Source organism: Mycobacterium sp. 852002-51971_SCH5477799-a (assembly GCF_001667145.1).
Classification (GTDB): Bacteria; Actinomycetota; Actinomycetes; order Mycobacteriales; family Mycobacteriaceae; genus Mycobacterium.
This window is the reverse complement of sequence record NZ_LZIF01000113.1, coordinates 26,908-47,521: the sequence shown is the minus strand read 5'-3', so window position 1 is coordinate 47,521 and position 20,614 is coordinate 26,908. Positions and strand designations below refer to the sequence as shown.

Below are 20,614 nucleotides of genomic sequence, written 5' to 3'. Positions count from 1 at the left end.
GATGAATGCGGCTAAGCTCAAGGCGTTGGCGGTTGCGCTCAGCGCGGTCATGGTCAGCTCCGGTTGCGCCACCAACGGGCTGTCCAGCCTGCCGCTGCCGGCACCGGGCATCGGCAACGGCGGATACCTGCTCACCGCCGTCTTCTCCAACGCGCTGAACCTGCCGGCGCACGCGAAGGTCAAACTCGCCGGCGCCGATGTCGGACAGCTCGAATCGATGGTCGCGCGCAATTACACCGCGGTCACCACCCTGCGAATCATGGACGGTGTCCGCATCCCCGCCGGCAGCACCGCCGAGTTGCGGTCGGCGACACCGCTTGGCGACGTGTTCGTCGCGATCAAGCCCCCGGCCCCGATGGACCCTGTCGCGCCGCTGCTGAAGAGCGGCGACACCATAGGGCTGCCGGCCACCCGCGCCGCCGCGACGGTGGAGAGCGTGTTGAGCTCCGCGGCGCTGCTCGTCAACGGCGGGTCGGTCCGCAACTTCACCACTATCGTCAACGGTGCCGGCAAGGCGACCGGCGACCAGGGACGGGCGTTCGGCGACCTGATCAACCGCACCAATCTACTTCTGGGCAAACTCAATTCCCGCTCGGATCAGATCGACGCGGCGGTGACCGAAACGGCGGGGCTCGCCGACCGACTTGGCCAGAAGAACCAGGCGATCACTGAGGTTCTGCGGGCCATCGGTCCGGCGACGAAGGTGTTGTCCAGCAACGCCGACGAAATAGCCGACGTGGTCGGCGAGCTCGGCGCCACGACGCATCAGCTGTCCAGATTCCCGTCGATCGCCGGCACCGACAAGACGGGTCGCAGCGTCATCAAGGACGCCAACACCATCGCCGCCGCCTGGAACGACGTGGTGCTGAGTCCCGATACCAGCCTCGCCGGCCTCAATCGCCTGATCCCGCCGTTCGTGAAAGCCACTCCGAGCGACGCGATTTCGGTGCGCGGCAGCTTTGATCGGCTGGTCATGGGATCGCGGCCGGGTACCGGGGCCGAAACCGGGGGGTTCAAGGGGGATCCGGCGTTCCACGGGCCCATGCGCCGCGACTGGAACTACATGATCGGCTCGATCAAATACGTTCTGTGGCGTCTGCAAGAACGGGTCGTGGGCCGCGGTCCGCAAACGCCGATGGGCCAAAGCCCTTGGACGCCGGTCGGTCCGCCGCTTCCGCCCGCGCCCGCCGGGGAGGCGCCGCCGGATCCAATGATCCCGGAGCCGCCGCGATGATCGAGACCATCGGCGGATTCGTCGTCGGCATGGTCAGAGCCGGCCACCGTCGCCGCGCCTGGCTATCCGGCCTCGCGCTGGTACTCACCCTGGTGATCGGCGTGACCTACCTGGCGATCGGGGCGTTACGAATCAGTCCGCTGGACTCGACGTACCAGGTCACGATCCGGCTGCCCGAATCCGGTGGGCTGCTGGCCAACCAGGACGTATCAGTCCGCGGGATCCGGGTCGGGCGGATCAAGTCGTTGCGGCCCACACCCGCCGGTGTCGAGGTGATCGCGAAGATCAATGCCAATATTAAGATCCCCGCCGCCAGCCCGGTACGAGTGTCCGGGCTGTCTCCGGCCGGCGAGCAGTACATCGATTTCGAGCCCGCGTCCAACACCGGCCCGTTCCTGTCGAACGGCAGCGTGATCGGCCCACAGCACACCACCACACCCATCCCCCTGTCACAGGTGCTCGCCGACGCCGACGGGCTGCTGGCCCAAACCGACCCGAAGAAGCTCGAAATCGTCAAGCGCGAACTGAGTTTGAGCAAGGAGGGCCCGCAGAAGCTCACCGACATCATCGACGGCTCCACGTTCCTGCTGTCGACGATCGACCCGGTGCTGCCGCAGACGGCGAGCATGCTCAAGACCAGCCGGGTGGTGCTGACCACCCTGTCCGACAAGAACGCCGGACTCGGTGCGGCGTCTCGCAATGTCGGTGACTTCATGACCGGCGTGAACAAGATGGATCGCGGATACCGCAGATTCGTTGATCAGACGCCACACTCCCTGTCCTCGGTCGACAACCTGTTCCGCGACAATTCCGACACGATGGTGGGCCTGCTGGCCAACCTGGTGACCACCGCACGGATCATCTACCTCCGTGTGCCGGCGTTGAATGCGGTCTTCCCCGACTATCGCGGCTCCACACTCGAGGCCCTGATGACGACCATGCACGAGCATGGACTGTGGGCGACCGCCGACATCTACCCGCGCTACACCTGCGACTACGGCACCCCGCGGCGGCCGTCGTCGTCGGCGGACTACCCCGAACCCTTCCTGTACACCTACTGCCGAGACGATGACCCCCAGGTATTGATCCGCGGCGCCAAGAATGCGCCCCGACCGGGCGGCGACGACACGGCGGGGCCACCTCCGGGCGCCAACCTCGGGCAAACCACCGATCCAACGCCCAAGGGGCGCTTCACTATTCCCACGCCGTACGGCGGTCCGGTGCTGCCGATAGAGCCGCCCCACTGAGCCCACGGGCATTAAAACCGCAAGGAGGCACCACCGTGACGATCACCGCCGATCAGGATTGCAGCACAAGCGAAGACATCGAGAGGCCGCCTGACGACGAGGCGGCCGGCGCCGGCGAGCAGGACGCGCAACGCGGCGCCCGACCGTGGAAGCGCTACGCCCGCATCACGCTCGTCGCCACCGTCTACGCCGGCGCTTTCGGCCTCACCGGCGGGCTGGGCTGGAAGCTGTGGGACGAGCACGCGGTGGACCAGGCCGGGCAGGCAGCGCAGCGGACCGCGGTCGACTATGCCCAGGTGCTGACGAGCATCGATTCCAACCAGGTCGACCAGAATTTTTCTGCCGTACTTGGCGGCGCAACAGGGGAATTCAAGGACACCTACACCAAAGCCAGTGCGCAGCTTAGGCAATTGCTGATCGACAACAAGGCCGCGGCACATGGCACCGTGGTGGACTCCGCGATCCAATCACAAACGAAGAACAAGGTGGTCGTGTTGTTGATGGTCGACCAGACCGTCAGTAACGCGGTGCGTCCCGACGGGCGGGTTGACCGAAGCCGCATGAAGATCACGATGGAAAACGTGGGTGGCCGCTGGCTGGCCGGCAAAGTCGAATTACCTTAGGACGCTTCGATGATGCGGATGATCCGGCCCTCGGTCACTGTGACAGTGGTGACGGTCGCGGCGCTCAGCGCACCCGCGGCATCGGCGTCGGCGCAGTCGTTTTGCGGCGATCTCGGCGGCGATTGGGACGGGCAATATTGCCGTACCTCGGTGGTATCCGAGCGAAAGGCCGTCCGCGACATCAAGATGGCGCTACCCGGGGACCTTGTCGAGAACACCACCAGCGGGCCGCCCGTCCGCGAATACCTGCGCAACCTGATGAACAATTGGCGCACCAAAGGCGCCTCAATGGTCCAAGACAGCTGGGGCGAGGAGAACTTTCAGGTGTTCACCCATGGGCGCGCGCTCAGTGTGGCCTTCCACGAGGATTATCACGCCGACGGTCCGGCGTTCAACAACGCCTATCGCACGTTCACTTTCGATATGGCGGACGGCAAGCGGTTGCAGCTGGTCGACATCACCAAACCGGGTGTCGACCCGTTGACAGCCATCCCGCCGTTGGCCGAACCCTTCATCCAAGGTGCTCTCGACCGTGCCGCATGGCAGCACAATCCGGGGACGTATCCCTTCACCGTCGATCGGTGGACACCGGACAAGGTCTTCTCCGGCGGCTACAAGGCATGGGCGCTCACGGCCGATGAGCTGATCTTGTACATGCCGGACTATCCGGTCGGCCATGATTCTCCCGTCCAGTACGGGCAGGCGGAGCAATGGTCGATGGACGGAGGCGCCGTCGAGCCCCACATTCCGCTCAGCGCACTCAGCTCAGTCTTGCGTCCGGAATTCGGCGGAGCGTAACGGGGCACGGCGTCTGATGACCTCGGGTACAACCCTGGGCCCGACCGTGCTTGTCAGCTCGCCGGTTCGGCAATCACGGTGGTCTACTGATCGCCCGGACGGGCGCCGCTGCGGCTACGGTGATCTGTATGCCGTCGGCTAGCCGCTCGTCCGCAGATGAGGTGAAGCGGCGCCCGAAGGACCGCAAGATCCAGATCGCGCGCGCCGCTACCGATGCATTCAGCGAGTTGGGCTATCACGCGGTCAGCATGGAAAACATCGCGGCGCGGGTGGGCATCTCCGCTGCCGCGTTGTACCGCCACTCGCAGGGCAAATACGACCTGTTCCGTGAGGTCTTCCTGGCGCTGGGACAGCAACTGGTCGACGCCACGGCATTTGCGGATACTTTATCCGCCGACGGCGATCCCGAGGAGCAACTCAGCGCGCTCATCGATGCGCTGATCGACACCACGATCGTCAACAGGACCGCCGGCGGACTGTATCGGTGGGAGGGCCGCTACCTGCGTGGCGACGATCAGCGCGCTCTGGCCGAACAGATCAAACTGATCAACCGTCGCCTGCAGCGTCCGCTGATGAGGTTGCGGCCGAAACTGACATCGCGGCAACGCTGGATCCTGTCGGCGGCCACACTGAGCGTGATTGGCAGCATCACCGACCATCGGTCCCGGTTGGGCAATGCCGAGATCCGCACGGCGCTCACCGATATCGCGACCGCGGTGTTGCGGGCCGAGTTGCCGAGCTCGCGTGGTCGCGGATCCGACCAGCCGCGCCCCGCCACCCTGACCAGCGCCGCCGGAAGTTACGAACTTCTCTTGCACGAATCGATCCGGCTGTTCAACGAGCGCGGCTATCGCGAAACCGGGATGGAAGACATCGCCGCAGCGGTCGGCATACCGGTTGCCACTATCTACCAATACTTTCCGGGGAAGGCCGCCATCTTGGCGGTCTACTACCGGCGCGCCGCCGACCAACTTTCGGGTGACCTGTCCAGCATCCTGGCCACCAATGCCGACCCGGAACGGGCGCTCACGCAACTCATCGAGGCCTACGTCACCCGGTCGTTCGCCAACCCCGAACTGGCGTGCGTGTACTACACCGAGCGTCACAACCTGCCCGACACCGACGCGGTGCTGCTCTACAACATTCAGCGCTCCACCGTCGAATCCTGGGCCAGCCTCGCCGTCGCGGCCAGCCCGGAACTCACCCTGGGCCGCGCCCGATACGCCGTCCATGCCGCTTTCGCGCTTGCGGTGGACGTCGGGCACCTGGTCTTTCCCGATGCCGGTGCGGCCGCCAGCCTCACCGTGCGTCGCCTGATGGAGGTCACGGTGCTGGGACGACCCGCCTCCCCCCACAGTGCGCCGCACGGCAGCCGACAACGTCGTTGACAGGTCTTTGCAGATGCCCGTATCCGAAGAATCACTACCCACTTGCTAGTCGGTGATTTACCGCGCCGGTGCATCCGGGCGAGCTGAACGCCCGCTTCCGGCAGCGTATCTCCTGTTTTCGTTGGCCGGGCCTGAGCGCCGTGAACGGACCCATCGGGCTATCAAATCGTCCGAATCCGCATTAACATAGACGGATCTAGTCCGCATGCCGGGTGCGCCGCAGTTCCCATCGTGTTGGTGGGCCACCGTCAAGCTCGGCAGCGCTCGCGCGAAAGGCATGCCCATGCTGAGCAGGATTCGCACACTCCTGGAGTATCAACTGACCATCGCTGAACTGCTGGGCCTGGCGATCCTGCTGGGGACGCCGTACCTGATCGTTGGCGTGATCTGGTCGAGCACCCATACCCAGCATCTGCACGACATGCACGGCGCCGACTTGGTGGTGTCATTCCTCGGCTCGATCGTGTCGTGGCCAGTGCTGCTTTTCGCCAACGTGTGCATGACCTAGGAGGCTCGCATGACCAACCGCGTGCCGTTGATCGTCTTCACCGCCGTGGTGCTCCTGGCCGGGGGGCTCTTGGCGCTGTACTTCCCGGTATTCATCGACGCCTTCGATCAGTTCGGCTGGCAAGTCAAGTGCGGCAACGGGTTTGCGAGTGAACTGACCCAGGCCGCAACGGCGGCCGGCAAAGCGCGCAACTATGTCGACCAATGCAACAGCGCGCTGATGGTCCGGCGGTTATGGGCAATCCCGACGGCGGCCCTGGGCGGCGTGACGCTGACATGGCAGGCTGTGGCGGCGGTCGTCCACGACCACCGGCGGCCAACGCCGCCGGCGCGCGGGACGCAATCACCACGGTGGGGCAACACGGCATCTCGCCAAGACGAAATAGCGTGCTGAGAGCCAACATTCGCCGACCGGAAGACCGCCGGACCGGGGCTATCGTGTGCTCTCGTCTGGGAGGTCGTGCCGAGACTGGTGCAATCCCGGACCCTCCGGATCCTCGTCCTGGTGCTCGAGCTGTTCCTGCAACTTGCGTTGCTCCTCGGTCGCCTTGCGGGCGTCCTCGGGCGCCGCTGGCGGGTCGAAGTTGACTTGCTGGTCCACCGAGATCTCCTCTGAACGTCTGCACTGCCTCTAGTCAGGGTCTCCCGAATGACCGGCGTCGAAACCCGGCCCAATCCGTCGGTGCCGATTGCGCTGCTCACGGCGCCGCGCGATCAATACCGCTTGACCACCGCACGCGGCGCCGTTCGCCAGATTCTGCTTCCGTCGTCCTGCTGGCAAGCTGGCTCGAGAAGCAACACGGCCAGCCCGTCGAGCAACACCGGACGGACCCAGTCGCCCAGCTCGATCACCTCGCCGGGTCTGGGCTGGCGGTGCATGCCGTCGCGAACCAGGTCGATGGGTGCCAGGGCGAAAACCGCCTCGATGCTGGCCTGGACGGGCAGCTTGCGGATTCCAGGCAGAGTGATGAACAGCCCGTCGTTACCGGACAGGTGCAGGCCAACTGCCGCGAGAGCGCCGGTCGTCCCTTCCCGGGTACCGCCGTGTCCGGACAGATGCATGCCGAGCGCGGCGGCGAGCTCGTGAGCCTCGCTGGGGTGCAACACTTCTCGCTTGGCGCGATGGCCGAACGCGATCAGTCGTGGCGCCGCGCCGGCGAGCTGGCCCGGGACGACGACGGCGAGCCCGGGGTCGGCATCGGGTGGGCATACCCGTTCCAAGAATTGTCCGGCGACTTCGATGATCTCGGTTAGCACCGCCTGCGGATCGTCGTCGGGACTCCGCCAGGCCAGGCATGCGCTTGAGTTATGGGAGGTATAAGGGATCCGGTCGTCGACGAGCAGCTGATGACGAGTGGCGCCCGCGGGAGAGCCGAGGCCCGCCGCTTGTAGTTCGTGAAGCAGGGCGCGGGCTCGCCGGCCCGTGCCGAGCGTATACGGATTGTCGGTGTCATCGATGCCGATGAGCAAGTCCACACCGGCCAGCGCGGTACGGCCGGTCATGGATTGACCACCAAATCGGTGACATCACGAACCCATTGATTGCGGGTGAGCTTGGCGCCAGTGAGCTTGAGTGTGTCGCGTTTGGTGAAGCCGAGGATCAGCTGGTCGTCGAGCTCGGCGGCCGTCAGGGTCTGAGCCGGGTCGCGGCCTTCCACGCGCACCTTGACGACGTCGGTCGCGCCCGCGGCGTCGAGGATCGAGCGCACGCTGGGTCCCTTCTGGACCTGCGCGCCGTGTGATTGCGGCGTCGCGACCTCGACCTGAGGGAGCCGCTGGAGCTGCGAAACGGTGAAGCGGTCGAGCACCCGATGGTTCTCCTGCACGATGAGTTGGAGGTCGGGCTGCGAAGCGCCGCACGCGACGAGCGCGGCACTCATGGCGAGAACCGCAACCACACGGCTCAGACCGCCATTGCTGCGCATTTACGGATTCCCTCCTGTGAATTCGCCGTAAATGAGGATTAGTGTAGGTCCTTGCGATTTATGATCCACGCATGACGGTGATGCAGCGACCGACGACGGGACTCCTGGCCGTCCGGGAGGTGGCGTTCCCCCTGCTTGCGGTCGCGATCATTGTCGCCTCGACCGATATCCGCATTCCTTTGGGCCTACCAGGACACCGCGGATTGATCTGGTTGACCATGCTGGTGGCGGTTGCGCTGGTGACCGCGCGGCGTGCGGCGGTGCTAGCGGTCGGGGCGGTGTCATCGATCGCGACGTTGCCGATGCATGGGATGAGCGATCCGCTGTGGAGCAGCCGTTATGTGGCCGCGGCGGTGTTGCTGTATGCCGTCGGCTCCCTTTCGGCGGTTCGCGCGCGCCGATGGCTGCTCGCCGTCGCCGCTGCGCCCATTCACCTGGTCGCGCTTGCCAGTCCGGTCTTCTCGTGGCACACAGCAGCTGCTGTCTCGGCGTGGGCATCGAACGGGATGCTCGCCCGGGCCGGTTGGCATCTAATTTTTGGCTTCGTAGCCGGTCTGCTCGCCTCGGTGGTGGCACTTTGTCTGGGTCACCCCCCGACGGGGGAAGCCGGCGCACTCATTGACGGAAGGCGATACAAGGAGGGGCCGCTATGACACTGCGAGTTATTCCCGAGGGCCTGGCGGCGACCAGCGCGGCGGTCGATGCGATCACCGCTCAACTGGCGGCAGCGCACGCGGCGGCGGCACCGGTGGTCTCGGTGGTGGCTCCACCGGCGGCCGATCCCGTATCGCTGGCGGCCGCCGCCGTGTTCAGCGAGCGCGGCAGCCAACATTCGGCCGCGGCGGCCAAGGGCGTCGAGGTGTTGGGCCGTGCCGGGTTGGGGGTCAGTCTGGCGGGCGTCGGTTACGCCGCCGGCGATGCGGCGGGTGCGTCGACCTACCTGGCCGCGGGCTGACGAATGACCGCGCCGGTGTGGATGGCCCTTCCGCCAGAAGTGCACTCGACGCTGCTGAGCAGCGGTCCCGGGCCGGGCCCGTTGCTGGCGGCCGCAGCGACCTGGACCGCCCTGAGCGCCCAATACGATTCGGCGGCTACCGAATTGACGGTCGCCTTGAGCGGATCCGCCCCGGTCTGGGATGGCCCGACCGCCGACAGGTACGTCGCCGCGCACATGCCGTATCTGGCGTGGCTGCAGCTGGCCGGTGCGCTGAGCGCCGAGGCGGCCGCCCAACATCAGGGGGTGGCCACCGCCTACACGGCCGCCCTGGCCGCGATGCCGACCCTGCCGGAATTGGCCGCCAACCATGCGACGCACGCGGCATTGGTGGCGACGAATTTCTTTGGAATCAACACGATTCCGATTGCGGTGAACGAGGCCGACTACGCGCGGATGTGGACCCAGGCGGCGACGACCATGACCACCTACCAGGCGACGACCGAAGCCGTGCAAATGACCAGCGGAGCGGGCACGGGAACTGGGAGCGGCGCTGGCGCGGGGACTGGAACTGGGGCGGGCACTGGTACCGGAGCGGGCACTGGGACGGGAGCAGGAAGCGGCACCGGCGGTGGGACCGGTGCGGGCGGAGGAGGAGGTACGGGTTCCTTCCAGCTGCCCACCCCCGACGAGATCTGGGAAATGCTCTTCGGGCCCGACGGCGAGCAGATCCCCGGTCAGGGCCAGCCCAACTGGAGCCCGTCGCAGTACCTGCAGAATCTAGGAAACTTCTTCGACGGCAACGCTCAGGCGGTGGCCTGGCTCCAGCAGAACCTTTCAGGTCTGCTCAACCCGTCCCAGTTCCCGGCGCTAATGCAGTATTTCATTGCATGGCAGACCTACCGGATCGTCAACTGGACGCTCCGGACGCTGCGCTTCATCCTCCAAGAGTTGCCGCTGCTGCTGCAGGTCGGTCTGAGCCTGTCAATCGCCAACCTGGGCAGCCTGGCAGGCCTGGCGGGTTTGTCGGGGGTGGCCGCGGTGGGCGCCCCGGCAGGCGCTCCCGCTCCCGCTGCAATGCCAGAGCCCGCTGTGGTCGGCAACCAACCACCGGTGGTCTCGGCCGCTCCCGCGATGGCTCCGATGGCCCCGACCAGCCCGGTGGCACCAGCGACGTCGGTGGTGTCGACTCCTGCGCCCGTAACCTCCGCGGTCACGCCGCCGGCGCCACCGCCGGTACCCCCGGCACCCGTGACCGGAGCCGAGGGCTTCGGCTACATGGTGGGCAGCGTCGGGCTCGGCATGGGATCGAAGGCGCAGACCCAGGCGAGAAGTGCGCGACCAGCCGGGCACACCGCGGCATCGGCGGCGGGCGTAGCGCAGGCAGAGCAGGATCAGGGACGCTGCGGCAAGCGTCCGCGGTCGATCGTCGACCCGGGATACCGCTACGAATTCATCGAGACCGACGAGGATGCCGCCGCGCTCGCGTCGACGTCGCCCGACCGCTATCGGGCCACGGACTCCGGAGGGACGATAAAGGGCTTCACCGGAACGCTGCCCAAGCCTGACGTGCGCGCGGCAGGCCTGAGCACGTTGGGGGGCAACGAAACCGGTGATGGCGCCCGCATGCCGATGCTGCCGGAGAGCTGGGACGTCCCGTAGGCCGCCCGCCCCGGGTGCCGTCAGCCGAGGTGCGCGGACAGTAGCCAGGCGCCCACGGACTTGCGACCGTTGTCCTCGTCGCGAATGTCGGCGCCTGCGAATGCCTCAAAGCCCGCGAGGAAGTGCTCGGGCACGTTGGCGTGGATGCGGGCGGGCCGGATCTCGTCGATCACCCAGTACTTCGAGACGACATCGCGCAGCTCGGTTTCGGTGACCGCGTTGACGGGGCCATCGGCAGGCATCGCGGCGCGGTCGAAGACGAGCACGAAGTACGAGGCTCCCGGTGCGGCGGCCCGCACGATCGACTGCTGATAGCCCTCGCGCAGTTCCACGGGCATCGAGTGGAAAAGGGTGCTGTCGACGATGGTCCCGAAGCGGCCGTCGTAGCCGGTGAAGGCGCTGATGTCCGCGACATCGAAGGTGGCGCTCGTCAGGCCTCGTCGGGCGGCTTTCTCGGTTGCCAACGCGATCGCGGTGGGCGACTGGTCCAGGCCTACCGTGGTGAAGCCGCGTTCGGCGAGGTACAGCGACACCGCCGCCTCGCCGCAACCAGCGTCGAGCACGTCGCCGTGGAACTTGCCGTTGTCGATCAGGGCCGCGATCTCGGGCTGCGGCTCACCGATGCTCCACGGCGGCCGACTGCCCTCGCCCATCTCGGGAGCCTCGCCCCGATAAGCGGATTCGAACATCTCTTGGGTCGGTTGCGTCATGCCACCTTTATATCAAGAAAGCTGATATATGTCAACGAAGCTGATACTCTACTTCGCAAGCGTTGCCGTCAAATAACCGGATGCGTCGCCGAACGAGGCCAGCTCGTCGTTCGGTACCGCGAAGCCGTGTGCGCCAAAAGCCTGCTCGGTGGTCCGTATCTCGATCCGCCAACCACGCGCGGCCAGGTATTCGGCGGCAGTGTTGCGCTCACCGGTGTAGAACAGCTCGGCCAGATTGATGTTGGAGCCAATCCGCTGAGACCGCTCAGTCAACTTCTTCGCCCAGTCCGAGGGGATGTCGCGCAGATCCATGTGTTCGGTGGCGATCCGGCTGCCCGGCACCGAAGCGGCGGCGATGTTGTCGAACAAACGGTCTTGCGCCTCAGGCGGAAGGTAGACGAGTAGCCCTTCGGCGCTCCACGCGGTCGGCTTGTGAGCGTCGAACCCGGCCGCCACGAGCGCCGACGGCCAGTCGTCGCGCAGGTCGATCGACACGGTGCGGCGCTCGGCACTGGGGGTGGCGCCAAGTTCGGCCAGAGTTCGCGTCTTGAATTCGATCACCTCGGGCTGGTCGATCTCGTAGACGACCGTGCCTGCCGGCCAGGGCAGCCGGTAAGCCCTGGTGTCCAAGCCGGACGCCAGAATGACCGCTTGCTGGATGCCCGATTCGGTCGCTTGCACGAAGAAGTCGTCGAAGAATCGGGTGCGCACCGTGATCTGCTCCCGCACGGCCTGGCGGTTCAGCAGCGGGTCATCGCTGCGGTCGAGCTGGTTGCCGAGAAGCTTGATGAAGACGTCGATGCCCACCGCTCGGACGAGCGGATCGGCCCAAGGGTCGTTCAGCAGAGCGTCCGGGCCCTGGGACGCGATCGCCCGCTGTGCGGCGACCGCCGTCGCGGTGGCTCCGACGCTGGACGCCAAATCCCATGTGTCGTTCTCGGTGCGGCTCACGCCCGACTCCTCTCTGCGGCCTGCGTGAAATTAGCTAGCCTATCTAATCGACAACTCAACTGTACGCCTGCGCGCCGGGACCTCCGGTTCGAGCGGCAACGGCGGCGCGGCCGAGGCCCGGGAATCCGGCAGCGGTGGCCGGGTGTTCGCTGTAGGTATGGCTGACCCAATCGAACTGAGCCCCAGGGGCTGGGTGCGCGACCAGACCGAACAGATCTTGAGTCAAGGCACGACCGACGGAGTCGAGGTCTTCGACCGGCCCATCGTTCTGCTGACCGTCACCGGAGCCAAGTCGGGCAAACAGCGCTACGTACCGTTGATGCGGGTCGAGAAGGATGGCCGCTACGTAATTGTCGCATCGCATGGCGGCGCCCCGGAACATCCGGTCTGGTACTTCAACCTGAAGGCGAATCCGAGGGTGACGCTGCAGGATGGTGACACGATTGTCACGTTGACGGCTCGCGAGCTCGACGGTGCCGAGCGCGAACAGTGGTGGCAGCGGGCCGTTGAGGCTTTTCCGCCCTATGCGGAATACAAGGCGAAGACGGCACGTCAGATCCCGGTTTTCGTTCTGGAGTAACCGCTTTCCATCCTGTGGTCTAGTTGCCGCCGATGGGAATCGAAAAATTTGCATTCGATATGCGCTCGGCCCGTCCGGTTGACCCTTCCTGCCCGCCCCACATACCTTCGAACGCATAGGCCAGGCATGTCCGCCGAACAATGACGTTCATGGTAGCTCTAACCGCCTGCGCTGCACGGCTTTACATATTTCCTACCTGCCGTGACCGGGTGGATATCGAAACGCTCACCGCTAGTGACCAATTCGGGGGAAGGTCGGTGCAACACGTGGAACAGCCAGTTCGCCAGGGCGTGGAGAAGGCAGCCCCCTCCCGACTCGACCGGATGCGCGAGACGCTTCCGTATGACTTTCCGGCCTCGTTGGTGGTCTTCCTGGTGGCGCTTCCGTTGTCGCTCGGCATCGCGATCGCTTCGGACGCACCGGTTCTCGCCGGTTTGATCGCGGCGATCGTCGGCGGAGTGGTTGCCGGATGGATCGGGGGCTCACCGCTGCAGGTGAGCGGACCCGCCGCGGGACTGACCGTCGTTGTCGCCGACGTGATCTCTCAGTTTGGCTGGGCGATAACATGTTTCATCACAGTTATCGCGGGGATGCTTCAGGTCCTGTTGGGGTTCAGCCGGATTGCGCGTGCGGCTTTGGCAATCGCGCCCGTTGTGGTGCACGCCATGCTGGCCGGCATTGGAATCACGATCGCCCTGCAGCAGGTGCACGTATTGCTGGGTGGCGCTTCGAAGAGCTCGGCCTGGAGCAATGTCACCGGCCTGCCCGCCCAGATTCTCGGTGCCCATCGGCCGGGGCTTGTCCTGGGCCTGCTGGTGATAGCCATTCTCGTTGCCTGGCGCTGGGTGCCGGCCCGGGTGGCCAAGGTTCCGGGCCCACTCGTCGCGATCGTCGTGGTCACCGCTGTTTCGGTGGTCTTTCCGTTCAATGTTTCCCGGATAGTTCTGAACGGCTCTGTCCTCGAGGCGCTGCGCCTGCCGTCGCTGCCGCACGGGAACTGGGGAGCCGTCGTCGTCGCCGTCATCACCGTCACGCTGATCACGAGCGTCCAGAGTCTACTGACCGCGGTCTCGATCGACCGGATGCACACGGGCCCGCGAACCGACTTCAACCGTGAGCTGATCGGGCAAGGTGCGGCGAATATCGCATCGGGCGCAGTCGGTGGGCTACCCATCGCGGGTGTCATCGTGCGCAGCGCGGCCAACGTGAATGCCGGCGCAAAAACGCGCGCCTCAACGATCATGCATGGCGTCTGGATCCTGCTCTTCGCCGTGCCGTTCGCGGGACTCGTCGAAAAGATCCCCACCGCGGCACTTGCCGGGCTTCTCATCGTGATCGGCATCGAGCTGCTGAAGCCCGCACACATCGAAACCGCCTTGCGCAACGGTGATCTCGTCGTCTACCTGGTGACCGTACTCAGCGTCGTCTTCCTCAATCTGCTGCACGGCGTGATGATCGGGCTCGCCTTGGCCGTCGCTATGACCGGATGGCGGGTGGTGAGGGCCAGGATCGAGGCCAAGCCCGTTGGTGACGGATGGCACGTCGTGGTCGAGGGCGCGTGTACTTTCCTCGCACTGCCTCGCCTGACCGGCGTCCTGGCGTCCGTGCCCGAACGCACTTCGGTCACCATCCACCTGCTGACGAACTATCTCGATCACGCAGCGCACCAGGCGATCAGCGACTGGCAACGACGGCACTGCGCTACCGGCGGGCAGGTCCACGTTCGTGACACGGCCGACACCCTGGCGGCGAGTGGGCTGATGGAATCCATTGGCAACGGCGACAAGTCATCGAAGGCCTCCCGCCGCAATGTGCACCTGAGCCTGGTCGAGGAGTTGTCCGCGTCCGCCTCCAAGTGAGGCAGACGATCACGCCGGTGCCACTAGGTCGGTGGCGACCTGCTCCAAGGCTGCGAGGTGCTCGTCGAGATTCGCGAAGCCGGCCTTCATGGTGTTCACCGACAGATGGCTGGCGCCGGCGGCTTTCCATGCGCCGATGGTAGCGGCGAGCTTGTCACGGTCTTCGGTCCAGCTGACCCGGCCTTCCATCCCGAGGCTCTTCGGGTCACGACCCGCCGACTGGGCGCCGCGGTTCACCTGTTCGAGCGCACGGTCGAGTTTGGGGCCGGGCTCCACCATCGGAAACCAGCCGTCGCCGAGCCGGCCGGCGCGTTCGTATGCGCGATCGGAGGCCGCACCGAACCACACCGGAATGGGTCGCTGGGTGGGCAACGGGGCCAAGCCGGCCGCGGTCACTGTGTGGTACCTGCCGGTGTAGGTCACCGACCGTTCGGTCCAGAGCTTGCGCATGACCTCGACCTGTTCCTCGGAGCGTCTCCCGCGGTTGGTGAACGACTCTCCGAGCGCCTCGTATTCAACGGCGTTCCAGCCCAATCCGATCCCGAGCCGAAAGCGGCCCTCGGTGAGCACATCGACCTCGGCGGCCTGTTTGGCCACCAACACCGATTGGCGTTGCGGCAAGATGATGACCCCGGTGACCAATTCCAGTGACGTGACCGCGGCCAGGTAGCCGAACATGACAAACGGCTCATGAAACGTGGAGTCGATGTCGTAGGGGCCCTTGAATCCGTGATGCACCGTCGGGTCGGCGCCGACGACGTGGTCATAGGCGAGGATGTGGGTAAACCCGAGCTCCTCGACACGCTGACCGTAGGCGCGAAGGACGGCCGGGTCCGAGCCGAGCTCGGTTTGTGGGAAGACGACTCCGATGCGCATTCGCTATCCAACCACGCCGCACCAGGTTTCCTTCCCGCGCCCGAAAGACGCGGCGCACCAGCAAGAATTGGGGCGGTGCCGATGGCCGGCGGGATATTCCACTGCCCGGCAGTGGCGGGATACGGCTTCAAGCATGATGTAAACGTGACGGCAAAGAAGGTTATTGGGGTGCTAAGGGTCGGCGAGATGGAGTCGACTTTCGAACACGAGTTGGCCGCGCGCTACGCGATTCCGCAGCTTCCCGACGGAACAGCGCGGACTGAGTTTCTCGCCGAGCACGGCGCGGATGTCCGCGTGCTGGTGACCTCAGGATCGCCCGGCGCCGATGCCGCCATCATCGCGGCGCTGCCCAACCTTGAGGTGATCGTCAACAACGGGGCCGGGGTGGACCTGATCGATTTGGGCGCGGCGAAGCGCCGCGGCATCGGCGTGAGCAACACTCCCGACGTGTTGTCGGACACAGTCGCCGATACGGCAGTGGGCCTGATCTTGATGACGCTGCGCCGTTTCGGTGCCGCCGATCGCTACGTGCGGGCCGGCCGGTGGGTTCGCGAAGGCGCTTTTCCCTATGCCAGAGATGTCAGCGGCCTACAGGTCGGCATATTGGGCCTAGGTCGGATCGGTTCGGCAATCGCGGCCAGGCTCATCGGATTCGACTGCGCCATCGCCTATCACAACCGCCACCGCATCGCGGAATCGCCATTTCGCTACGCCAAGTCTCCCGTGGAACTCGCAGAATCGGTCGACGTGCTGGTCGTCGCCACGACGGGCGACCCCAACACCCGCAAGCTGGTCGACCGTGCCGTGCTGCAAGCCTTGGGCCACGAGGGTTATCTGATCAACGTCGCGCGGGGCAGCGTCGTCGACGAGGACGCATTGGTGGAACTGCTGACCGCCGGGCAACTGGCGGGCGCGGGGCTGGACGTCTTCGCCGACGAGCCGCGGGTACCGGCGGAGTTGTTTGACCTGGACAACGTGGTCCTGCTTCCGCATATCGGCAGCGCCACCGCGCGGACTCGGCGGGCCATGGCACTGCTGGCGATCCGAAACCTCGACAGCTACCTCAAAACCGGCGAATTGGTCACACCTGTCCTATCGCCGCGCCGTTAGAACCCGCGACAACGCGTCCATAGCCACGACCTGCTGATTCTGGATGGCTATTCGGCTGTGGCCGAAGCGATACTCGCAGAAGGTTATTGGTCCAACCGCATGTGGGTATGCGGCTTTCATGAGTCCACTACAGCCGGAGACTGCCACGCCGGTGCGGCTGACGCTGGCCGGCCCAGCCCGCCCCGATACGGCGGCTGAGTGGCGTCGTGCGCTGCAACGGTGGCTGCAGCATGAGGTGCACGTGCCGGAGAAGATCCGTGAGGACGTCGTTTTGGGCGTGAATGAGGCGCTGGCGAATTGTGTTGAGCACGCGTATCGCTCGCATCACCACGTGGGCGCTATGAAACTGCAGGCCAGCTACGACCCCGAAGCCGCGTCGATCAGGGTCTGCGTCAGTGACCGTGGAATCTGGCGCAAGCCCTCGTCCAGGCACCCCAACGACCCTCGCGCGTCGCGCGGCATCATGCTGATGCACGGCCTCGCCGATCACTGCACCATCCATGCTCGCCCCAATGGCACCAGCGTGTATTTGGATTACGCGACCGATGCGGACCTTGCCGCTCACCAAAACCGTTGAATCTCCGGTCCGGCCGAGATCAGGCGCCCGACCTTCCCGACGGCGTGAACTTGACCGGCATCTTCTCCAGACCGCTGACGAAGTTCGCCGGGCGCAGCGGCAGCGGCTCATCGGACGCCAGCCGCATATCGGGAAGACGCTTCAACAGCCGCTCAAGCATTATCGACAGCTCCAGGCGGGCCAGCTGATTGCCCAAACAAAAGTGGGTGCCGAACCCGAACGCCAAGTGGTTGTTGGGATAGCGGTCGATGCGGAAGTTTTGCGGATCGCCGAACACCGTCTCGTCGAAGTTCGCCGATTCAAAGAGCAGGATGATCTTCTCGCCCCGCTTGAGCTGGGCGCCGTGAAATTCCAGGTCGGTGGTCATGGTGCGGGCCATGTTCTTGACCGGGGCGGTCCAGCGCAGCATTTCCTCGATCGCATTGGGAAGCAGCGCCACGTCGTCGACCAGCCGTTGGTGCTGTTGCGGGTGCCGCAGAATCTGCGCGGTACCACCGGAAAGTGTGTGCCGGGTGGTCTCGTCGCCGCCGATCAATAGCAACAACACCTCGGTGACGATCTCGTGGTCGGCCAGCTTCTCGCCGTCCACCTCCGCGTGTACCAGCACGCTGACCAGGTCATCGGTCGGCTCCGCCTTGCGCGCCGCGATCATGCCCGTCATGTACTCGGTGTAGGCGGCAAACGCGTCCACCGAGACCTGAAAATCCTCTTGCGCGGTCGTGCTGCTGAGCAGGGTGACCATGTCGTCGGACCAGCGGAGAAACATCTGACGTTCCTCCGGAAGCACCCCGAGCATGTCGCCAATCACCGCCATCGGAAGCGGAGCCGCGAGGTCCCAGACGAAGTCACACTCGCCCCGTTCGCAGACGTTGTCGATCAGCGCATCGCAGAGCTCGCCGATCGAGTGCTCCCTGTCCTTGACACGTTTGCGGGTAAAGCCCGCGTTGACGAGCTTGCGCCGCAGCAGATGCGCAGGGTCATCCATCGCGATCATCATCGGTGGCGCGTCCTGGTCCGGCCGGATACCGCCGGCGTTGGAGAACAACTCGGGCGCCCGCTCGGCGTCGATCACCGCCTGGTAGGTCGCCGCGGCCGCCAGCCCGTTGCGGTCCCGGAAGACCGCTTGGTTCTCGCGCATCCACTGATAGACCGGCCGGGAGTCGCCTGCATAGAAGGCGCCGTCGGTCAGATCCACGTCGGGGCGTAGCTGGTTGCGCGTATCGGTAGTGCCTGGCACGGTCCACCCTTCCCGCCTGCGATCGATTACCGTGGACCTTACAGTAGGAACTGTGGTATTCCCCACAACGGGTTTCAACCCGTCGCAGCAAGCGCGCGCCGCGTGCCTGGCGGCCCTCACAAACCCCTGGCACGGCAAGCGATGCAACGCATCTCAGATGCCTGCGCTGAGTTCCAAATCCTTCAGCGCCGCCTCGAGGTGGCCGAGCATCCGCTGTAGGTGTGGGACGCTGCGCCGGCATCCGACCAGACCGAAGTCGAGGTTGTCTGCGTTGTTGGTGACGGTGATGTTCACCGCCTGGCCGTCGAGTGGGATCGACAAAGGATAGTTGCCGTCCAATCGCGCTCCACGCCAATACAATTGGTCGCGGTTACCGGTCGATACGTTCGAAATGACGATGTTGAACGGCGGCGATGCCGCGGACAGGTAGCCGGGGATCAGTCCGAAAAACAGCCCCCCGATGTTGAAGGCGGACAGCGCCAGCTGCTGAACCGGCGGTAGCTGCCAGAAGACTTCTTTGGTCTCGCGGATGGACGCGCTGATCGTCTCGAGCCGCTTGGCCGGGTCGTCGACGTCGGTCGCGAGATTGCACAGGAACGTCCCGACGTTGTTGCCACCGCGGTCGTCGTCGTCCTTGCGCAGATTGACGGGGACCATGGCGGTCAGCGGCGCGTCTGGGAGGGCGTTCTGATCGATGAGGTAGGCGCGCAGGGCCCCAGCGGACATCGCGAGCACAACGTCGTTGATCGTCGCACCGGTAGCCGACTTGACCGCCTTAATGCGCTCCAGTGAGTAGGACTGGGCCGCCACTCGCCGGGCCCCGCCGATCCGCACGTTGAACATCGAGCGCGGCGCCCGAAACGGCAGGGTCAGTTGTTGTTCGAGCAGCGCCGCGCGCGCGAGCTTGAGCGTGGACGGCGCCATGGCGAGCGCCGACCCCGCGGTACGGCCGACCCGGTCAAGGACGGACGGTTGGTGTCGCCGCCCGCTGCGCTTGCGCGGACCGAGACTCCACGGCACGCGCACCTCGTCGTCGTGCGGATCCGACGTGAAGGCGCGCTGCATCAGGCGTAGCGCCGAAACGCCATCCATGAGGGAGTGGTGGTACTTCGTGTAGACCGCATAGCGCCCGTCGTGCAGTCCTTCGACGAGATGTGCCTCCCACATCGGACGGTGGCGGTCGAGCAGGCTGCCGTGGAGACGGGACGCCAGCTCGAGCAAGTCCCGGACTCGCCCGGGTTCGGGCAGAGCGGACCGGCGCAGGTGGTAGTCGAGCTCCACGTCCTTGTCGAAGGCCCACGCGACATTCGTGATGCCGCCGAAGAAGGCGGGATGCTTACGAAAGGACGGCTGTACATCGGTGCATTCGAGCATCGCCTGGTACGCCTCGCGCACGAAATGGGGGCCGGCATCCTCCGGGGGCTCGAAGAGCTGCAACGAGCCGACGTGCATCGGATGTTCGCGTGACTCGCCGATGAGGAACAACGCGTCCATCGGTGATATCGGTTCCATAGTGGTTCCCATTCCCTCAGCTGTGCCGCGCGCCCAGCGCACGCCCCTGTCGTATTAGCCGCAGGAAGCACTTGCTAATCCCCATCAGCGTTCGGAGCCGCGACGGGTAAGAGGGCTTGCGGGGGCATTCGTTTGGGTATTGACGCTCAAGAGGGTGACGATGCCGGCGCCGGAGAGCCCGGGCTAGCGTCCCGTGGCCTGGAAGATCACCCGCCGCGCGATCCCGACCGCATGGTCGGCGAAGCGTTCGTAGAAGCGGCCCAACAGGGTGGCGTCCACGGCGGCGGCGACTCCTTGGGTCCAGGCCGGATCCACCAGCACCGCCAGCAGCTGGTGGTGTAGCTCGTCCATCGCGTCGTCGTCGTGGCGAATCTGGGCGGCGCCGCGCGGGTCTTGCGACACCAGCACTTGCCGTGCCCCAAGGGCCAGTGCCTCGGCCGCATCGCCCATGGCGGCGACGTAGGGCCGCACCTCGACCGAAACGGCCGGATAGGGGTGACGGCGGCGGGCGATCTCGGCGATGTGCACGGCCAGCTCGACCATCCGCCGCGCGTCCGCGGCGATCCGCATGGCGCTGACGACCGCGCGCAGGTCCGTGGCCACCGGCGCCTGCAACGCCAACAACGCGAATGCGGTTTCCTCGACGTGAGCGTCGCGAGCGACGATGTCCCGGTGGCCGGCGATGACGCGTTCGGCCGTCGTCAGGTCGGTTTCCAGCAGCGCTTGGCTCGCCTGCCCGATCGCGTCGGCGGCCATCGCGCACATATCGGCGAGCTGGTCGGTCAGCATGTCCAGCTGCTGGTGGAAAGCGGTCCTCACCTTCAAGGGATTAGCCCGTCAGCGCCAGATAAACCCCGCGCGCAACGGCCGAGTCGGGCCCGGGT

At 65.6% G+C, this 20,614-nt stretch carries 23 protein-coding genes; 14 read left to right on the top strand and 9 right to left on the bottom strand.

The annotated features are described in order from the left end of the window. Position 1 precedes the first annotated feature (1 nt). From A5753_RS18180 to A5753_RS18150, 7 genes are all read left to right on the top strand, one after another. Positions 2–1,234, top strand: coding sequence for an MlaD family protein (locus A5753_RS18180; protein ID WP_067131129.1), 1,233 nt, complete (start codon positions 2–4; stop codon positions 1,232–1,234). Next, positions 1,231–2,481, top strand: a complete 1,251-nt coding sequence (locus tag A5753_RS18175; protein WP_067131370.1) for an MlaD family protein — start codon at positions 1,231–1,233, stop codon at positions 2,479–2,481. Before A5753_RS18180 ends, A5753_RS18175 begins: the two co-directional genes overlap by 4 nt. A 35-nt stretch (positions 2,482–2,516) precedes the next feature. Next, positions 2,517–3,104, top strand: a complete 588-nt coding sequence (locus A5753_RS18170) for an Mce protein (RefSeq protein ID WP_067131124.1) — start codon at positions 2,517–2,519, stop codon at positions 3,102–3,104. Positions 3,105–3,116: 12 nt separating this feature from the next. Further along, entirely contained in the window at positions 3,117–3,902 is a 786-nt protein-coding gene (locus tag A5753_RS18165) for a mannan-binding lectin (protein ID WP_067131121.1), read from the top strand. Between the two features lie 128 nt (positions 3,903–4,030). Next, complete coding sequence (locus tag A5753_RS18160; protein WP_067131118.1) at positions 4,031–5,290, top strand: TetR/AcrR family transcriptional regulator; 1,260 nt, start codon at positions 4,031–4,033, stop codon at positions 5,288–5,290. A gap of 283 nt (positions 5,291–5,573) precedes the next feature. Next, positions 5,574–5,798: a hypothetical protein gene (locus tag A5753_RS18155; protein WP_067097397.1), complete on the top strand. Its 225-nt coding sequence runs from the start codon at positions 5,574–5,576 to the stop codon at positions 5,796–5,798. Positions 5,799–5,807: 9 nt separating this feature from the next. Beyond that, a complete protein-coding gene (locus tag A5753_RS18150; RefSeq protein WP_231990105.1) occupies positions 5,808–6,191 on the top strand; it encodes a hypothetical protein in 384 nt (127 codons plus the stop codon). Between the two features lie 39 nt (positions 6,192–6,230). Here the strand turns inward: A5753_RS18150 and A5753_RS24615 are convergent, their stop codons facing one another. The 3 genes from A5753_RS24615 to A5753_RS18140 all read right to left on the bottom strand — a co-directional run bounded on the left by A5753_RS24615 (position 6,231) and on the right by A5753_RS18140 (position 7,695). Further along, complete coding sequence (locus A5753_RS24615; protein WP_197694738.1) at positions 6,231–6,398, bottom strand: hypothetical protein; 168 nt, start codon at positions 6,396–6,398, stop codon at positions 6,231–6,233. A gap of 113 nt (positions 6,399–6,511) precedes the next feature. Then, positions 6,512–7,300 (bottom strand): hypothetical protein, encoded by a 789-nt coding sequence (locus tag A5753_RS18145; protein ID WP_067131116.1) that lies wholly within the window; start codon positions 7,298–7,300, stop codon positions 6,512–6,514. Continuing rightward, positions 7,297–7,695 (bottom strand): hypothetical protein, encoded by a 399-nt coding sequence (locus A5753_RS18140; protein ID WP_197694742.1) that lies wholly within the window; start codon positions 7,693–7,695, stop codon positions 7,297–7,299. Before A5753_RS18140 ends, A5753_RS18145 begins: the two co-directional genes overlap by 4 nt. 98 nt (positions 7,696–7,793) lie before the next feature. Between A5753_RS18140 and A5753_RS18135 the strand changes: the two genes are divergently transcribed. Genes A5753_RS18135 through A5753_RS18125 form a run of 3 tightly spaced genes read left to right on the top strand, consistent with a single transcriptional unit; the run spans position 7,794 to position 10,318 of the window. Then, positions 7,794–8,375 carry a hypothetical protein gene (locus A5753_RS18135; protein ID WP_067131110.1) on the top strand — a complete coding sequence of 194 codons (582 nt, stop codon included), beginning with the start codon at positions 7,794–7,796 and terminating at the stop codon, positions 8,373–8,375. Then, positions 8,372–8,677, top strand: coding sequence for a PE domain-containing protein (locus A5753_RS18130; RefSeq protein ID WP_067131107.1), 306 nt, complete (start codon positions 8,372–8,374; stop codon positions 8,675–8,677). The genes A5753_RS18135 and A5753_RS18130 overlap by 4 nt, the downstream gene beginning before the upstream one ends. 3 nt (positions 8,678–8,680) lie before the next feature. Then, on the top strand, positions 8,681–10,318 hold the full coding sequence (locus A5753_RS18125; RefSeq protein WP_197694737.1) for a PPE family protein: 1,638 nt from the start codon (positions 8,681–8,683) through the stop codon (positions 10,316–10,318). Positions 10,319–10,338: 20 nt separating this feature from the next. On the opposite strand, the gene A5753_RS18120 is transcribed toward A5753_RS18125, so the two are convergent. Together A5753_RS18120 and A5753_RS18115 are read right to left on the bottom strand one after the other, a co-directional pair. Continuing rightward, complete coding sequence (locus A5753_RS18120) at positions 10,339–11,028, bottom strand: class I SAM-dependent methyltransferase (protein ID WP_067131104.1); 690 nt, start codon at positions 11,026–11,028, stop codon at positions 10,339–10,341. Between the two features lie 48 nt (positions 11,029–11,076). After that, positions 11,077–11,979, bottom strand: coding sequence for a class I SAM-dependent methyltransferase (locus A5753_RS18115; protein WP_067131102.1), 903 nt, complete (start codon positions 11,977–11,979; stop codon positions 11,077–11,079). A 157-nt stretch (positions 11,980–12,136) separates the two neighbouring features. Between A5753_RS18115 and A5753_RS18110 the strand changes: the two genes are divergently transcribed. Together A5753_RS18110 and A5753_RS18105 are read left to right on the top strand one after the other, a co-directional pair. Then, a complete protein-coding gene (locus tag A5753_RS18110; protein WP_067131099.1) occupies positions 12,137–12,559 on the top strand; it encodes a nitroreductase family deazaflavin-dependent oxidoreductase in 423 nt (140 codons plus the stop codon). A gap of 323 nt (positions 12,560–12,882) precedes the next feature. Beyond that, positions 12,883–14,418, top strand: coding sequence for a SulP family inorganic anion transporter (locus A5753_RS18105; protein ID WP_082971368.1), 1,536 nt, complete (start codon positions 12,883–12,885; stop codon positions 14,416–14,418). A gap of 9 nt (positions 14,419–14,427) precedes the next feature. Here the strand turns inward: A5753_RS18105 and A5753_RS18100 are convergent, their stop codons facing one another. Then, positions 14,428–15,294, bottom strand: a complete 867-nt coding sequence (locus A5753_RS18100; protein ID WP_067131092.1) for an LLM class F420-dependent oxidoreductase — start codon at positions 15,292–15,294, stop codon at positions 14,428–14,430. A 186-nt stretch (positions 15,295–15,480) separates the two neighbouring features. Between A5753_RS18100 and A5753_RS18095 the strand changes: the two genes are divergently transcribed. Continuing rightward, complete coding sequence (locus A5753_RS18095) at positions 15,481–16,404, top strand: 2-hydroxyacid dehydrogenase (protein ID WP_369829337.1); 924 nt, start codon at positions 15,481–15,483, stop codon at positions 16,402–16,404. 151 nt (positions 16,405–16,555) lie between these two features. After that, complete coding sequence (locus A5753_RS18090) at positions 16,556–16,981, top strand: ATP-binding protein (protein WP_197694736.1); 426 nt, start codon at positions 16,556–16,558, stop codon at positions 16,979–16,981. Between the two features lie 19 nt (positions 16,982–17,000). Here A5753_RS18090 and A5753_RS18085 read toward each other — a convergent pair whose 3' ends face one another. The 3 genes from A5753_RS18085 to phoU all read right to left on the bottom strand — a co-directional run bounded on the left by A5753_RS18085 (position 17,001) and on the right by phoU (position 20,549). Further along, complete coding sequence (locus A5753_RS18085) at positions 17,001–18,218, bottom strand: cytochrome P450 (protein WP_067131087.1); 1,218 nt, start codon at positions 18,216–18,218, stop codon at positions 17,001–17,003. 153 nt (positions 18,219–18,371) lie between these two features. Continuing rightward, complete coding sequence (locus A5753_RS18080; protein ID WP_067131085.1) at positions 18,372–19,730, bottom strand: wax ester/triacylglycerol synthase family O-acyltransferase; 1,359 nt, start codon at positions 19,728–19,730, stop codon at positions 18,372–18,374. A gap of 183 nt (positions 19,731–19,913) precedes the next feature. Next, the gene (gene phoU / locus A5753_RS18075) at positions 19,914–20,549 is read right to left on the bottom strand and encodes a phosphate signaling complex protein PhoU (protein WP_067131361.1); all 636 of its coding nucleotides are present in this window, start codon (positions 20,547–20,549) and stop codon (positions 19,914–19,916) included. Between the last annotated feature and the right edge of the window lie 65 nt (positions 20,550–20,614).

Coding starts and splice junctions, on each gene's coding strand:
- A5753_RS18150 (WP_231990105.1), top strand. CDS start 5,808: ATGACCAACCGCGTGCCGTTGATCGTCTTCACCGCCGTGGTGCTCCTG.
- A5753_RS18110 (WP_067131099.1), top strand. CDS start 12,137: ATGGCTGACCCAATCGAACTGAGCCCCAGGGGCTGGGTGCGCGACCAG.
- A5753_RS18105 (WP_082971368.1), top strand. CDS start 12,883: ATGCGCGAGACGCTTCCGTATGACTTTCCGGCCTCGTTGGTGGTCTTC.
- A5753_RS18175 (WP_067131370.1), top strand. CDS start 1,231: ATGATCGAGACCATCGGCGGATTCGTCGTCGGCATGGTCAGAGCCGGC.
- A5753_RS18100 (WP_067131092.1), bottom strand. CDS start 15,294: ATGCGCATCGGAGTCGTCTTCCCACAAACCGAGCTCGGCTCGGACCCG.
- A5753_RS18160 (WP_067131118.1), top strand. CDS start 4,031: ATGCCGTCGGCTAGCCGCTCGTCCGCAGATGAGGTGAAGCGGCGCCCG.
- A5753_RS18145 (WP_067131116.1), bottom strand. CDS start 7,300: ATGACCGGCCGTACCGCGCTGGCCGGTGTGGACTTGCTCATCGGCATC.
- A5753_RS18165 (WP_067131121.1), top strand. CDS start 3,117: ATGCGGATGATCCGGCCCTCGGTCACTGTGACAGTGGTGACGGTCGCG.
- A5753_RS18120 (WP_067131104.1), bottom strand. CDS start 11,028: ATGACGCAACCGACCCAAGAGATGTTCGAATCCGCTTATCGGGGCGAG.
- A5753_RS18180 (WP_067131129.1), top strand. CDS start 2: ATGAATGCGGCTAAGCTCAAGGCGTTGGCGGTTGCGCTCAGCGCGGTC.
- A5753_RS18080 (WP_067131085.1), bottom strand. CDS start 19,730: ATGGAACCGATATCACCGATGGACGCGTTGTTCCTCATCGGCGAGTCA.
- A5753_RS18130 (WP_067131107.1), top strand. CDS start 8,372: ATGACACTGCGAGTTATTCCCGAGGGCCTGGCGGCGACCAGCGCGGCG.
- A5753_RS18155 (WP_067097397.1), top strand. CDS start 5,574: ATGCTGAGCAGGATTCGCACACTCCTGGAGTATCAACTGACCATCGCT.
- A5753_RS18125 (WP_197694737.1), top strand. CDS start 8,681: ATGACCGCGCCGGTGTGGATGGCCCTTCCGCCAGAAGTGCACTCGACG.
- A5753_RS18135 (WP_067131110.1), top strand. CDS start 7,794: ATGACGGTGATGCAGCGACCGACGACGGGACTCCTGGCCGTCCGGGAG.
- A5753_RS18095 (WP_369829337.1), top strand. CDS start 15,481: ATGGAGTCGACTTTCGAACACGAGTTGGCCGCGCGCTACGCGATTCCG.